The organism is Brotaphodocola sp. (genome assembly GCF_050873365.1).
Taxonomy (GTDB): Bacteria; Bacillota; Clostridia; order Lachnospirales; family Lachnospiraceae; genus Brotaphodocola.
In genome coordinates this window covers 48,241-62,224 of the sequence record NZ_JBNMIQ010000011.1, presented here as the reverse complement: position 1 = coordinate 62,224, position 13,984 = coordinate 48,241, and the positions used below count along the sequence as shown (strand labels likewise).

General features: G+C 48.8%; 13 protein-coding genes. 12 read left to right on the top strand and 1 reads right to left on the bottom strand.

All coding sequences use genetic code 11. From position 1 onward, the window contains the following. The first annotated feature begins 63 nt into the window (after nucleotides 1-63). From ACR0QT_RS07455 to purD, 12 genes are all read left to right on the top strand, one after another. Nucleotides 64-792 (top strand): YebC/PmpR family DNA-binding transcriptional regulator, encoded by a 729-nt coding sequence (locus tag ACR0QT_RS07455; RefSeq protein WP_308452071.1) that lies wholly within the window; start codon nucleotides 64-66, stop codon nucleotides 790-792. A 252-nt stretch (nucleotides 793-1,044) separates the two neighbouring features. After that, nucleotides 1,045-1,632: a nitroreductase family protein gene (locus tag ACR0QT_RS07450; RefSeq protein WP_432630196.1), complete on the top strand. Its 588-nt coding sequence runs from the start codon at nucleotides 1,045-1,047 to the stop codon at nucleotides 1,630-1,632. Between the two features lie 571 nt (nucleotides 1,633-2,203). After that, nucleotides 2,204-3,406 carry an NRAMP family divalent metal transporter gene (locus ACR0QT_RS07445; RefSeq protein ID WP_432630195.1) on the top strand — a complete coding sequence of 401 codons (1,203 nt, stop codon included), beginning with the start codon at nucleotides 2,204-2,206 and terminating at the stop codon, nucleotides 3,404-3,406. A 130-nt stretch (nucleotides 3,407-3,536) separates the two neighbouring features. Further along, entirely contained in the window at nucleotides 3,537-4,265 is a 729-nt protein-coding gene (gene pxpB / locus ACR0QT_RS07440) for a 5-oxoprolinase subunit PxpB (RefSeq protein WP_432630194.1), read from the top strand. 1 nt (nucleotide 4,266) lies between these two features. Beyond that, entirely contained in the window at nucleotides 4,267-5,274 is a 1,008-nt protein-coding gene (locus ACR0QT_RS07435; RefSeq protein ID WP_432630193.1) for a biotin-dependent carboxyltransferase family protein, read from the top strand. A 138-nt stretch (nucleotides 5,275-5,412) separates the two neighbouring features. After that, the gene (gene accB / locus ACR0QT_RS07430) at nucleotides 5,413-5,853 is read left to right on the top strand and encodes an acetyl-CoA carboxylase biotin carboxyl carrier protein (RefSeq protein ID WP_432630192.1); all 441 of its coding nucleotides are present in this window, start codon (nucleotides 5,413-5,415) and stop codon (nucleotides 5,851-5,853) included. Between the two features lie 19 nt (nucleotides 5,854-5,872). Beyond that, on the top strand, nucleotides 5,873-7,219 hold the full coding sequence (accC, locus tag ACR0QT_RS07425; RefSeq protein WP_432630191.1) for an acetyl-CoA carboxylase biotin carboxylase subunit: 1,347 nt from the start codon (nucleotides 5,873-5,875) through the stop codon (nucleotides 7,217-7,219). A 152-nt stretch (nucleotides 7,220-7,371) separates the two neighbouring features. After that, nucleotides 7,372-8,139 carry a LamB/YcsF family protein gene (locus ACR0QT_RS07420; RefSeq protein WP_432630190.1) on the top strand — a complete coding sequence of 256 codons (768 nt, stop codon included), beginning with the start codon at nucleotides 7,372-7,374 and terminating at the stop codon, nucleotides 8,137-8,139. A 287-nt stretch (nucleotides 8,140-8,426) separates the two neighbouring features. Next, entirely contained in the window at nucleotides 8,427-8,939 is a 513-nt protein-coding gene (purE, locus tag ACR0QT_RS07415; protein WP_308451046.1) for a 5-(carboxyamino)imidazole ribonucleotide mutase, read from the top strand. Between the two features lie 105 nt (nucleotides 8,940-9,044). Further along, nucleotides 9,045-10,076: a phosphoribosylformylglycinamidine cyclo-ligase gene (gene purM, locus ACR0QT_RS07410; RefSeq protein WP_432630189.1), complete on the top strand. Its 1,032-nt coding sequence runs from the start codon at nucleotides 9,045-9,047 to the stop codon at nucleotides 10,074-10,076. After that, the gene (gene purN, locus ACR0QT_RS07405) at nucleotides 10,070-10,666 is read left to right on the top strand and encodes a phosphoribosylglycinamide formyltransferase (RefSeq protein ID WP_432630188.1); all 597 of its coding nucleotides are present in this window, start codon (nucleotides 10,070-10,072) and stop codon (nucleotides 10,664-10,666) included. The genes purM and purN overlap by 7 nt, the downstream gene beginning before the upstream one ends. 142 nt (nucleotides 10,667-10,808) lie before the next feature. Beyond that, complete coding sequence (purD, locus tag ACR0QT_RS07400; protein WP_432630187.1) at nucleotides 10,809-12,083, top strand: phosphoribosylamine--glycine ligase; 1,275 nt, start codon at nucleotides 10,809-10,811, stop codon at nucleotides 12,081-12,083. A 313-nt stretch (nucleotides 12,084-12,396) separates the two neighbouring features. On the opposite strand, the gene ACR0QT_RS07395 is transcribed toward purD, so the two are convergent. After that, nucleotides 12,397-13,764 (bottom strand): sodium-dependent transporter, encoded by a 1,368-nt coding sequence (locus ACR0QT_RS07395; protein WP_432630186.1) that lies wholly within the window; start codon nucleotides 13,762-13,764, stop codon nucleotides 12,397-12,399. Between the last annotated feature and the right edge of the window lie 220 nt (nucleotides 13,765-13,984).

Sequence of the window (13,984 nt, the reverse complement as noted above, 5' to 3'; positions counted from 1 at the left end):
AGGTTCCGCAGAGTAGTGCGGATGAGGACGAGAAGAGAAAGATAGATAAGGAGCTGTTATTTTATGTCAGGACATTCTAAATTTGCCAATATCAAGCACAAAAAAGAGAGAAACGATGCTGCTAAGGGTAAAGTATTTACCGTAATCGGACGTGAGATCGCCGTAGCTGTAAAAGAGGGCGGTCCGGACCCTGCTAACAACAGCAAACTGCGTGATGTAATTGCGAAGGCAAAGGCAAACAACATGCCCAACGATACCATCGACCGCGGAATCAAGAAAGCTGCCGGCGATGCAAACTCTGTAAACTATGAGGTACTGACCTACGAAGGTTACGGCCCGAACGGTGTTGCAATCATCGTAGATACCCTGACCGACAACAAGAACCGTACCGCAGCAAATGTAAGAAGCGCATTTACCAAGGGTGGCGGAAACGTAGGCGCACAGGGAAGCGTATCCTTCATGTTCGACAAGAAGGGTCAGATCGTGATCGATAAGGAAGAGTGCGAGATGGACCCGGATGAGCTGATGATGCTGGCTCTCGATGCAGGCGCAGAGGACTTCTCCGAGGAGGAGGACAGCTACGAGGTAATCACTGCTCCGGAGGACTTCAGTGCAGTTCGTGAGGCTCTTGAGAAAGAGGGCATCCCGATGATGGAGGCTGATGTTACGATGATCCCGCAGACCTGGGTTGAGCTGAGCGCTGAGGACGACATCAAGCGCATGAACCGTATCCTGGATCTTCTGGATGCAGACGACGATGTTCAGGCTGTTTACCACAACTGGGACGAGTAAGAGAAATTTGAGCTTAATTTTATATTGCGAGGTTTACGCGTTGTAAACTTTACGAAGAGACTCCCTCTCCGGCATTTGATGGATGCCGGGAGGGAGTTTTTGTATGACGGTTCAATATTTTATCTGCAAAAGAGATGACAAGGTGATAGGAAAAGCGGTAAAATAAAGGGGAGTAATCAGAGACTCTGAGATGTGTCATCTCATACAGAAAGCATTGAGGAACACTTGGAGAAAAGAAAGGAAGAGAGCGCAATGTTAAAGGACCTTTTGAAAAAGAACCGCAGTTACCGTGGCTACAACGAGGAGAGACGAGTGACGGAGGAGGAGCTGACTGACCTTGTGGACTGTGCAAGACTTTGCCCGTCATCGATCAATGGACAGCCGTTTCGCTATTATCTTGCATGGAAGAAAGAAGAGGTGGATCGGATTCAGGCGCAGACGAAGTGGGCGAGAGCTTTAAAGGATCTCACACTTCCGCATCCGGGGATGTGTCCGACGGCATTTATTGTGATTTGTCAGGATACTCGTCTGGGCGCAAATCTGAATACGTACCAGAAGGATGTCGGAATTGTCGCACAGACTATGTTGCTCTCTGCGACGGAGAAGGGACTTGGCGGATGCATGATCGGCAGTTTTAATGCCGGTGGAATCAAGGAAGAGCTGAAACTGCCGGAGTATCTGGTTCCGATGCTGGTTGTCGCAATCGGAGAGCCGAAGGAGACGATTGTGCTCAAGGAGATCGAAGAGGGAGAGAGCGTCGCTTATTACCGGGATGAGAACGATGTTCACTACGTTCCGAAGAGAAAGCTTAAGGATATCATTCTGAAAGCAGAGGAGTAAAATGCGCGTGAATGCGAGTTGTTTCGTGCACTGCACGTGAATCGGAACCGTCATGGTTCTGCCAGATCTTGTCGGATCTGTCGGAATGACGGAAACTCATTAAAAACCTTTTGTGAAACCGGAAAAAAATAAAGAAAAACGGGGCATTGACTTTGAAAAAATAAGTTTCAAATGGGAAATGCCCCGTTTACTATGTGAAAAAGTGCAAAAAGAGGGGTTCTTTTTGAAAAAAATAAACATTTAGGTTGCAATTTTCAGAAATGTAGGGTATACTATGTTCCAATGGGAAGGCGAAGATGCTTTTAAAGCACAATTCGTCTGCCCATTTTTTATTTCACAGGAAAAATCCTATGAAAGAAACGCATTTCATAGATTCAAAGGAGTGGCATCCTCTATGAAATGAAGGCTTTCGCGGGAAATCCCAGGAAAATTTCTTGCGAAAGAAAAGTTCGTTGCGATTCGCATCATACATAATCATAGTGAGTGAAGCGCGACAAAAGTTCCACATACAGAGAAAACGTGCGGGAATGCGTTTCCTGTATGAAAATTTTATCCGACAGGAGGGCTTTATATGAGTGAAAAGAAAAAAGGCGGTGGCGCACTTTTAGGTGCAGCATTCTTGATGGCAACATCTGCAATCGGACCAGGTTTCCTTACTCAGACATCCACATTTACGGGTCAGTACCATGGAAGTTTCGGCTTCGTCATCTTGGTATCGGTTATTCTGGCAGCAATCGCACAGATTAACATCTGGCGCGTCCTCTGTATCACGGGTCTGCGCGGACAGGAAGTGGCAAACAAGGTTCTTCCGGGACTGGGTTATTTTGTAGCCTTCATGGTTGTCCTCGGTGGTCTCGTCTTCAACATCGGTAACGTCGGTGGTGGAGCGCTTGGACTGAACACTCTGCTCGGTGTTCCGACGACCGTTGGATACGTCATCGCAGGAGCAATCGCAATTGCAGTATTCCTGTTTAAGAACGCAAAGGCAGCGATGGATACGCTGACCAAGGTACTCGGCGCAATCATGATTGCGGTTATCTTTATTGTAATTATCGTAGTTAAGCCTCCGGTAGGAGAGGCAGTGACAAATACATTTGCACCGTCAACGGGTATTCAGCCGTTGTTCCCGGCAATCCTGACCCTGATGGGTGGAACCGTAGGCGGTTACATAACATTCGCAGGAGCACACAGACTGATCGATGCTGGTATCACCGGCAAGGAGAATCTGAATGAGGTAAACAGAAGTTCTGTAATGGGTATGCTGATTGCAACCGTTGTCCGTATCTTCCTCTTCCTCGCAGTTCTCGGTGTTGTCGCAAAGGGCGCAGAGCTGGATGCTTCCAACCCGGCAGCAAGTGCATTCCGTCAGGGTGCAGGTGAGCTCGGTTATCGTTTCGCAGGACTGGTTCTTCTGTGCGCAGCAGTTACCTCGATCATCGGTGCAGCTTACACCTCCGTTTCCTTCTTAAAGACGTTCAACAAGTCGATTGAGAAGAACGAGAATGCAGTCATCATCGCGTTCATCGTGGTTTCCACAGCAATCATGGTTGTTCTTGGAAATCCGGCAACTCTTCTGGTTGTCGCAGGTGCATTCAACGGACTGATCCTTCCGATCACCCTTGGTATCTGCCTGATCGCTTCTCAGATGAAGTCGATCATGGGAGAAGATTATCATCATCCGACGATTCTTCTGATTCTTGGAATCATCGTGGTAATCTTATCCGCATACATGGGAATTCCGACCTTCGTGACGAAGATGGGCGGTCTGTTCTAATTTGAGAACTTGATGGAAATGGGCGCAGTTTTGTGGCTGTGTCCATTTTCCGATTCATCTAAAGCAATTCATATAAAAATTAATTTAAGATTCAAAAGACCTTTTTAAATGAAAGAAGGAGATTCTTGGCATGAGTGAAATCAGTATTCTGACAGCAGGTGACAGTTCCCTGTTGATTCAGTTTGGAAATGAGATCAGCCCAGAGATCAACCAGAGGATTAAGGCGACGGTTCAGCTGATGAGAGAACAGCACATTGAGGGTGTTCTCGATGTGATCCCGGCATTCTGTTCTCTGCTGATCAACTACGACCCGCGTGTAATCTCTTACAGCGAGATCACAAAGCGAATGAGAAAACTTCTGAAAGTGGAGACGAAGGCGGGAAATGAGAAGAAGAAAGTCTTCGAGATTCCGGTTTGCTATGGCGGAAAATATGGTCCGGATCTGGCATATATCGCAGAGCATGCGGGAATGACGGAGGAGGAAGTCATCGCCCTGCACAGCTCGAAAGACTATCTGATCTATATGCTCGGATTCCTTCCGGGATTCTGTTACCTCGGCGGACTCGATGAACGCCTTCACACTCCGCGACTGGCAACCCCGAGAATCAAGATTGACGCGGGAAGCGTCGGAATCGGTGGCTCTCAGACCGGTATTTATCCGATGGATTCGCCGGGTGGCTGGCAGTTGATGGGAATGACTCCGGTGAAGACTTACGACCCGGAGCGCGAAGTTCCGATTCTGGTGGAAGCCGGAGATTACATTCGGTTTGTTCCGGTGGATGAGGAAGAATATCTGCGAATAAAGGAACTGGTCGAGCGGGGAGAATATGAGTGTACCGTTCGCGAAGGTGAGGTGTAATATGGGAATCCGTATCTTAAAAGCCGGACTGCTCACAACCGTTCAGGATCTCGGAAGAACGGGATACCAGAGTCAGGGATTCGGCGTTTCGGGCGTTATGGATGTCCGGTCATTTAAAATAGCAAATCTTCTGATTGATAATCCGGAGAATGAGGCCGTTTTGGAGTTCACTCTGATCGGTCCGACGCTGGAATTCACCTCTGCTTCGATCATCGCGATCACGGGAGGAGATTTCCATCCGGAGGTAAACGGAGAGCCGGTGCCGATGTACACCGCCCTCTATATGAATAAGGGAGACATCCTGAAATTTGGAAGTGCAAGAACAGGAAGCCGTGGCTACATCGCCTTTTCCGGTTATCTGAAAATCCCGGTAGTCATGGGAAGCCGATGCACGAGCTTAAAGAGTAAGATCGGTGGTTTCAAGGGAAGAAAGCTGATGGAGGGAGATTACATCAGTTTCCGAATCAAGAGAAACTACCTTCCGTTCTTCCTCTCAAGAAAGCTCAACATCAATGAGTTTGATCAGGAGAGTGTGACCCTGCGCGTGGTCATGGGACCGCAGAACAATATGTTCAGCAAGCAGGGAATCCGCAATTTCCTGAATGAGGAATTCACCGTGACGAGCGATTTTGACCGAATGGGTTGCCGACTCGAGGGACCGTTCATTGCTCCGAAGACGACATCCGATATCATCTCAGAGGGAATTGCCCTCGGATCGATTCAGGTTCCGTCACACGGAAAACCGATCATTCTGCTCGCAGACCGTCAGACGACAGGCGGATATGCAAAGATTGCGACCGTGATCAGTGTGGATATCCCGAAACTGGTACAGAGAAAGACGGATCACAAGATTCGTTTCCAGGAGGTCTCCGTCGAGGAGGCACAGCATCTGTATCAGGAGGAGGAGAAAGAGCTTGCTGCGATGCGCGTGCAGATCCACAAGCCGTGTAAGGAAGTTCTCGAGTGCAGACAGGTTGCAAAGCGCCTGAGACGACTCTTCGCTGATTAAAGAGGATAATCCGTAGAGATAAGAGATTGATCATAAATCGATTGCAAATGCCTTGCAAAAAATAATTGTGAGAGATCATTTAAAGCATTTTGCGATATCAGAACATCGATGAAAATTAGGGATAAGGAGATTGTTCATATGGATTTAGAGAAGATTGAAGGACTGGTAAAAATTATTGAGAATTCTTCCCTGACGGAGTTTTCGATCAAGGATGGCGATACAAAGATTACGATGAGCAAGCTGACTCATCCGCCGGTAGTGACGACCGGAATTGCGCCGACTCCGGTTCCGGCAACCGCACAGCCGACCGCAGAGGCAAAGGAAGAGGAGGCAGATGACATCGAGCTGATCCTCGCTCCGATCGTAGGTACGTTCTACTCTGCATCTGCACCGGACGTTCCGGCATTCGTAAAAGTCGGAGACCGCGTAAAGAATGGTCAGACGGTATGTATCCTCGAGGCAATGAAGCTGATGAATGAGATCCAGTGCGACTATGACTGCGAGATCGAGGCTGTTCTTGTGAGCAACGAGCAGAAAGTGGAATATGGTCAGCCGTTGTTCCGCGTAAAGAAATTATAAGAGCAGGGAGGAGCGGACGATGTTTGAAAAAATACTGATTGCCAATCGAGGCGAGATTGCGGTCCGCATCATCCGGGCGTGCAGAAATATGGGAATCCGCAGTGTTGCGGTCTACTCAAAGGAAGATCAGAACAGCCTTCATGTCCAGCTTGCCGATCAGAGAATCTGTATCGGTGAGGGACCTGCCAAAAACAACTATCTGAACATGGATCAGATTATCATGGCGGCAAAAAATATGGGCGCTGATGCGATTCATCCGGGCTATGGTTTCCTGTCTGAGAACAGCGAGTTTGTGAGACGTTGTAAGGAAAACGGCATCGCGTTCATCGGTCCGGATGCGGATGTCATCGACCGTATGGGAAACAAGTCCCATGCGAGAAAGACGATGATGGATGCAGGTGTTCCGGTTGTTCCGGGCACGAGAGAGCCGGTTTACGACGCAGAGGTCGGAAAGAAGCTGGCAAAGGAGATCGGTTATCCGGTTATGATCAAGGCCTCCTCCGGCGGTGGCGGAAAGGGCATGCGTGTCGCAGAGAACGAGGAAGAGTTTGAGTTCCAGTTCGGCGTGGCTCAGAGAGAGTCCGCAAATGCATTCGGCGATGACACGATGTACATTGAGCGCTTTGTGCAGAATCCGCGCCACGTTGAGATTCAGATCATGGCAGATTCCTTTGGAAATGTCGTGGCACTCGGAGACAGAGACTGTTCCGTGCAGAGAAATCACCAGAAGCTGATCGAGGAGTCCCCGTCCCCGGCCGTTAGCGACGAGATGCGCGCGGAGATGAACAAGTATGCGATTCTCGCGGCAAAGACCGTTGGCTACACGAATGCCGGAACGATCGAGTTCATCGTTGATCCGAAGGGTCACTTCTATTTTATGGAGATGAATACGAGAATCCAGGTTGAGCACGGTGTCACGGAGATGGTGACCGGAACCGACCTGATTATCGAGCAGATCCGCGTGGCAATGGGAGAACCGCTGAGCTTTACGCAGGAGGATGTGCGCCCGAGAGGTCATGCGATCGAGTGCAGAATCAATGCGGAGATTCCGGAGAAGAACTTTATGCCGAGCCCGGGCGTTGTCAGACATCTTCATCTTCCGGCAGGAAACGGAGTTCGTGTCGATACCGGACTTTACACCGGATACAAGATTCCATCCGAGTATGACTCGATGATTGCGAAGGTGATTGTGCATGCTCCGACGAGAGAGGCAGCGCTGATGAAGATGCGCTCTGCACTCAATGAGATGCTTGTGATCGGTGTGGAGACGAATCTGGATTTCCAGTATCAGATTATGAGACATCCGATTTTTGCCGAAGGAAAGGCAGACACCGGATTTATCGAGAATGCAATGCATATCAAATAATGCAATGCATATCAAATAATGCACATCAAATAGAGATGCTATGTGATATAGGCGCCACCGGCAAATAAGCTTTGCAATGGATTTGCACAGACGTTTGCCTTGTGGCGCTGGTATTCTATGTATAGATATAGGGAAGACGGGAGGAGAAGACAATGTATCGTGTAGATTTGAACAGCGATCTTGGAGAGAGCTTTGGACGTTATACACTCGGAATGGATGACAAGGTGATTCCGTTAATCACATCTGCAAATGTGGCATGTGGATTTCATGCATCCGATCCGGTTGTGATGAAGAAGACGATTGAGATGGCAAAGGAGGCAGGCATCCGTGTCGGAGCACATCCGGGATACCCGGATCTGATGGGATTCGGTCGTCGAAACATGAATGTCTCTCCGGCGGAGGCGAAAGCCTACACCCTTTACCAGATTGGCGCTCTGGATGCATTCTGCAAGGCGTCCGGTGTCGAGATGCAACATGTAAAACCGCATGGCGCTTTCTATAACATGGCAGCAAAGGATTATAAGCTCGCAAAGGGAATCTGTGAGGCGATCGCAGAGTACAACCCGAAGCTGATCCTGATGGCACTTGCAGGAAGTGAGATGATCCGCGCAGGACAGGACTGCGGTCTGCGCACAGCATCTGAGGTCTTTGCAGACCGTGCCTATGAGGAGGACGGAACGCTCGTAGCCAGAACGAAGGAGGGCGCAATGATCACCGATGAGAATGAGGCGATTGCGCGCGTAATCCGTATGGTCAAGGAGCAGAAGGTTCAGGCAATCACCGGAAAAGACATTGCCCTGAAGGCAGATTCGATCTGCGTACACGGAGACGGTGCGAGCGCACTTGCATTTGTCGCAAAGATCCGCGAGTCGTTTGCGCGTGAGGGCATTGAGATCTGCCCGCTTGCAGATATCGTATAATTCCGCTATTGTATAACTCAGAGTGGATGCGCAGTGATAGTGATTTTGAAGTGATTCTGATAGGAAGAATTTTTGAGGGAGTGAGACAGAAGACGAATTCTGTCCACTCCCCTTTTTTATTCTCTGGAAAAATCGAGGATGGGATTCATCTATATAAGAATTAGGAAAGTTCGTCCCATTCCCTATTGACGTTGCAAAAAAAATCAGTTATGATATTGATAAGTAATAATTCATTTACAAGCACTAATTATAAGAACTACTAATATAATAATAAAGGAGAGCTTACAATGGCAAAAGTAGGAATTGTGATGGGAAGCGACTCTGATATGCCGATTATGGCAAAGGCAGCAGAGATTCTGGACAAGTTTGGAATTGACTATGAGATGACGATTATTTCTGCACACCGTGAGCCGGATGTATTTTTTGACTGGGCAAAGTCCGCAGAGGGAAAAGGAATCAAGGTAATCATCGCAGGTGCCGGAAAGGCAGCTCATCTTCCGGGTATGTGCGCAGCACTTTTCTCCCTTCCGGTTATCGGAATTCCGATGAAGACTTCCGATCTCGGAGGAGTAGATTCTCTCTATTCCATCGTGCAGATGCCGTCCGGAATTCCGGTTGCAACCGTAGCAATCAACGGCGGTGCAAATGCGGGAATTCTTGCAGCGAAGATGCTTGCAATGTCTGATGAGGCTCTCCTCGAGAAAGTAAAGGCATATGCAGAGAACTTAAAGAACGATGTTGTGAAGAAGGCAGAGAAGCTCGAGAACATCGGTTACAAGGAATATCTGGCACAGATGTAAGAAATTCGTAACTGTGAGGGTACTGAACAGTCTGAACAGTCACATTTATCCTAAAAAACATGTAGAAAACACAGTCGCAGATCGGGCGACAGAACGGAGAAAAAGATGGATTATAAGAAAGCCGGAGTGGATATCGAAGCAGGTTACAAGTCAGTAGAGCTGATGAAAGAGCATGTAAAGAAAACCATGCGTGAGGAAGTATTAGGCGGTCTCGGCGGATTTTCCGGAGCATTTTCCCTCGCAAAGATCAAGGAGATGGAAGAGCCGGTTCTGCTGTCCGGAACAGACGGATGTGGTACAAAGGTAAAACTTGCCATCATCATGGACAAGCATGACACGATCGGTATCGATGCCGTAGCGATGTGCGTGAATGATATCGCATGTGCAGGCGGTGAGCCTCTGTTCTTCCTCGACTACATCGCATGTGGCAAGAACTATCCGGAAAAGATTGCAGACATCGTAAAGGGTGTGGCAGAGGGATGTCTCCAGTCTGAGGCAGCTCTGATCGGCGGTGAGACCGCGGAGCATCCGGGTCTGATGCCGGAGGAGGATTACGATCTGGCTGGTTTTGCAGTTGGTGTCTGCGATAAGAAGGAGATGATCACCGGCGAGCAGTTGAAGGCTGGCGATGTGCTGATCGGTATGGCTTCCACCGGTGTTCACTCGAACGGTTTCTCTCTGGTACGCAAGGTATTTGAGAACGAGATGACGAAGGAAGGTCTTGACACCTACTACGACGAGCTTGGCAAGACCCTCGGTGAGGCTCTGCTTGCACCGACAAGAATCTATGTGAAGGCACTCAAGAGCGTGAAGAACGCAGGCGTGAAAGTCAAGGCTTGCAGTCATATCACAGGTGGCGGTTTCTATGAGAATGTACCGCGTATGCTCAAAGAGGGAACCCGTGCAGTGATCAAGAAGGACAGCTATCCGGTTCCGCCGATCTTTGGAATGCTTGCAAAGAAGGGCGATGTCGCAGAAGAGATGATGTACAACACCTTCAATATGGGTATCGGAATGATCGTTGCAGTAGATCCGGCAGATGTGGACAAGGCGATGAGCGCAATCCGTGAGACCGGAGATACCCCGTATGTGATCGGTTCGATCGAGGATGGTGAAAAGGGAGTGACCTTATGCTGAGAGTCGGAGTAATGGTTTCCGGAGGTGGAACGAACCTTCAGGCGATTCTGGACGCGGTAGACAGCGGAAAAATCACGAACGCAGAGATTGTGACCGTAATCAGCAACAATCCGAACGCCTATGCCTTAGAGCGCGCAAAGAAACATGGGATACCTGCGATCTGCATCTCCCCGAAGCAGTTTGAGACGCGCGAGGCATTCAACGAAGCTCTGCTTGAGCAGGTCGATGCGTGCAACCTTGACCTGATCGTGCTTGCCGGTTTCCTTGTGAAGATTCCGGAAAAGATGGTCGAGAAGTACCAGCACCGGATCATCAACATTCATCCGTCCCTGATTCCGTCTTTCTGCGGAGTTGGCTACTATGGACTGAAGGTGCATGAGGCTGCTCTTGCGCGCGGAGTCAAGGTAACTGGAGCGACGGTTCACTTTGTGGACGGCGGAATGGACACCGGCCCGATCATTTTGCAGAAGGCTGTGGAAGTAGAAGATGGCGATACGCCTGAGATTTTACAGCGCAGAGTCATGGAGCAGGCGGAGTGGGTGATTCTGCCGAAGGCGATTGATCTGATTGCAAACGGAAAAGTGAAATAGGATATCCTGCAAGATCGAACATATAGATATTAGATATGGATCGAATATGCAAAAAGAAGATAATCGAATATATAAAAAGAAGATACAGGAAAACTATACAGGAAAAATATACAGGTAGAACATACAGACGGGAGGACACAGAATGAAAGTTCTGGTTGTTGGTGGCGGTGGCAGAGAGCACGCAATCGTGTGGAAACTGGCACAGAGCCCGAAAGTAGATAAAATTTACTGTGCACCGGGCAATGCAGGAATTGCAGAGCTTGCAGAGTGCGTAAATATCGGTGTGATGGAGTTTGACAAGCTCGCAGAGTTTGCAAAGGAACATGAGGTGGATCTGACCGTTGTCGCACCGGATGATCCGCTTGCAGGTGGTGCGATCGATGTGCTTGAGAAGGCAGGACTGCGCGCATTCGGACCGAGAGCGAATGCGGCAATTCTCGAGGGATCAAAGGCGTTCTCGAAAGATCTGATGAAGAAATACGGCATTCCGACGGCGACTTATGAGACGTTTGACACGCCGGAGTCCGCGCTTGAGTATTTGGAGACGGCTAAGATGCCGATCGTACTGAAAGCCGATGGTCTTGCACTCGGAAAAGGTGTGCTGATCTGCATGAACCGCGAGGAGGCAAAGGCAGGCGTGAAGACGCTGATGCTCGACAAGCAGTTCGGTTCTGCCGGAAATCGCATCGTTGTCGAGGAGTTTATGACCGGACGCGAGGTTTCCGTTCTGTCCTTTGTAGATGGAAAGACGATCCGCATCATGACTTCCGCTCAGGATCACAAGCGCGCGAAGGATGGCGATCAGGGACTCAACACAGGCGGTATGGGAACGTTCTCCCCGAGCCCGTTCTACACCGAGGAAGTCGATGCATTCTGCCGGGAACACATCTATCAGCCGACGGTTGATGCGATGAGAGCAGAGGGCAGAGAGTTCAAGGGAATCATTTTCTTTGGACTGATGCTGACTGAGGATGGTCCGAAGGTGCTTGAGTACAATGCACGTTTCGGTGATCCGGAGACTCAGGTTGTGCTTCCGCGCATGAAGAATGATCTGTTTGAGGTGTTTGAGGCTTGTATCGATGGAACTCTCGATCAGGTGGAGCTGGAGTTTGAGGACAATGCAGCAGTCTGCGTGATGCTTGCGTCTGACGGCTATCCGGAACACTACGAGAAGGGCTATCCGATCAGCGGACTTGAGAAATTCAAGGATGCAGAGGGTTACTACGCCTTCCATTCCGGCACGAAGTTCGATGAGAACGGACGCGTTGTGACGAACGGAGGTCGTGTGCTCGGCGTGACCGCACTCGGCAAAGATCTCAAGGAAGCTCGCGCAAATGCTTACAAGGCAACAGAGTGGGTAGAATTTGAGAACAAATACATGCGCCACGATATTGGACATGCAATCGATGAAGTGTAGGATGCGATGTGCTGAGACACTTGTAAAAGAGTAAATAAAAAAAGATATGAAGTGAGAAACAAAAAAACATGAAATGAGAAACGGCTCTGTTGACAGATAAAGTTCTGCAAACTCGTTCGCACTCCGGGTTCGACGTAGTGGTGCATAAGGTTGCAAAGTACGCAACCTAAGCACCAACGTCTCACACGGGTTTGCAGAATCTTTTCTGTCCCAGAGCCTAATCTGCATGACTCAGAGTGGATGGCTTACATATATGCAAATGGGGATACCGCACAGTGTTGTGTGGTATCCCCATTTTTGTCACATCGAAATGTCACATTGAAATCCATCCAAATGCATTTGCCACGGAGCTGATCAGGATGATTCCTGCAAACAGCGGGCACAGATAACGGATCATGAAAAGGAAAATCTTTTTACGGCGGAATGGCTGTCCATTTAAGGTAACCTCTTCCTCAATTTTTTCGACGCCTACAACTCTTGACACGAACAGGCAGGTCGCAATCGCTGCGATCGGCATCATAACGGAGTTTGTCAGGAAATCAAAAAAGTCCAGGAACTGCATGCCGATGATCGTCACATTTGCGAGAGGTCCGTATCCGAGGCAGGAGAGTGTACCGAGAAGAACCATGATTACGCCCATGAATACGGTTGATTTCTTTCGACTCCAGTGAAGCTCATCTTCAAACGTGGAGACGGCACTCTCTGTCAGCGCAATCGAACTTGTCACTGCAGCAAACAGGACGAGCAGGAAGAACAGGATGCCAACACCGGTTCCAAATCCCATATTTGCAAAGACTTTCGGAATTGTGATAAACATCAGTGCAGGTCCGGCCTGAAGCGTGTCAGGATCTCCGCCGGAGAATGCAAAGACTGCCGGAATGATCATAAGACCAGCCATGATTGCGATTGCAGTGTCGAAAATCTCAACATGCTGGGTGGAATCCTCGATCGAAGTCTCCTTTTTCATGTAGGAACCAAAGGTGATCAGGATTCCCATTGCAATCGAGAGCGAGTAGAACATCTGTCCCATTGCAGATACAACCGTCATCCACGAAAAATGTGCGACATTTGGGATGAGGAAGTATTTCACACCCTCAAACGCGCCCGGTCTTGTCGTGGAATAGATCGCAATGATGACGGACAGGACAACCAGAATTGGCATCATAAATTTAGAGACGCGCTCAATTCCGTTTCGGACACCGGCATAGATGATGCCGAGGGTAAAAAATGTAAATACGATGAAACAGATCTCCGTGGAAAGTCCGTTGGAGATAAAGCTGGAGAAATATCCGTCGGAGGCGAGCGTCTGCGCATTTCCTCTCAGATACTCAAACAGATATTTGATAACCCATCCGCCAATGACGGAGTAGTACGGCACGATCAGAATCGGAATGATTGCATTGATCCATCCGCCAAATGATCGAGTTTTTGATTTTCCAAAACTCTGAAATGCACCTACCGGACTTTTCTTTGTCATGCGTCCGAGTGAGGTCTCCGCGATGATGATCGAGTAACCAAAGGTCAGTGCGAGGATGATATAGACGAGCAGAAAGATTCCGCCTCCATATTTCGCTGCCAGATATGGAAATCTCCATATGTTTCCCAGTCCCACAGAAGCGCCGGCGGCAGACAGGACAAAGCCGAGCTTTCCAGAGAAGGTACTTCTCTTGTGTTTGTGCATGATGATAACCCCTTCTGTTTTATAAAAATAACTTGGATATAGCACAAGGAAAGGCGGAGTACCGGAATTCCATGATACAGGTGAACTTATAAGTGTATAAGTGGTCCTAGCCTTTTGTGCATGAGAATTAGTGTACCACAAGCGAGAAGGAAAATCAATTTGAATACATTGGAAAAGAGTTTTTGGATCCCCTTTTATTTGACAAGGAAGGTGAATCGTG

Bases quoted from the DNA above. Each gene is read 5' to 3' on its own strand.
- ACR0QT_RS07455 (WP_308452071.1), top strand. From the start codon at position 64: ATGTCAGGACATTCTAAATTTGCCAATATCAAGCACAAAAAAGAGAGA.
- ACR0QT_RS07450 (WP_432630196.1), top strand. From the start codon at position 1,045: ATGTTAAAGGACCTTTTGAAAAAGAACCGCAGTTACCGTGGCTACAAC.
- ACR0QT_RS07445 (WP_432630195.1), top strand. From the start codon at position 2,204: ATGAGTGAAAAGAAAAAAGGCGGTGGCGCACTTTTAGGTGCAGCATTC.
- pxpB (WP_432630194.1), top strand. From the start codon at position 3,537: ATGAGTGAAATCAGTATTCTGACAGCAGGTGACAGTTCCCTGTTGATT.
- ACR0QT_RS07435 (WP_432630193.1), top strand. From the start codon at position 4,267: ATGGGAATCCGTATCTTAAAAGCCGGACTGCTCACAACCGTTCAGGAT.
- accB (WP_432630192.1), top strand. From the start codon at position 5,413: ATGGATTTAGAGAAGATTGAAGGACTGGTAAAAATTATTGAGAATTCT.
- accC (WP_432630191.1), top strand. From the start codon at position 5,873: ATGTTTGAAAAAATACTGATTGCCAATCGAGGCGAGATTGCGGTCCGC.
- ACR0QT_RS07420 (WP_432630190.1), top strand. From the start codon at position 7,372: ATGTATCGTGTAGATTTGAACAGCGATCTTGGAGAGAGCTTTGGACGT.
- purE (WP_308451046.1), top strand. From the start codon at position 8,427: ATGGCAAAAGTAGGAATTGTGATGGGAAGCGACTCTGATATGCCGATT.
- purM (WP_432630189.1), top strand. From the start codon at position 9,045: ATGGATTATAAGAAAGCCGGAGTGGATATCGAAGCAGGTTACAAGTCA.
- purN (WP_432630188.1), top strand. From the start codon at position 10,070: ATGCTGAGAGTCGGAGTAATGGTTTCCGGAGGTGGAACGAACCTTCAG.
- purD (WP_432630187.1), top strand. From the start codon at position 10,809: ATGAAAGTTCTGGTTGTTGGTGGCGGTGGCAGAGAGCACGCAATCGTG.
- ACR0QT_RS07395 (WP_432630186.1), bottom strand. From the start codon at position 13,764: ATGCACAAACACAAGAGAAGTACCTTCTCTGGAAAGCTCGGCTTTGTC.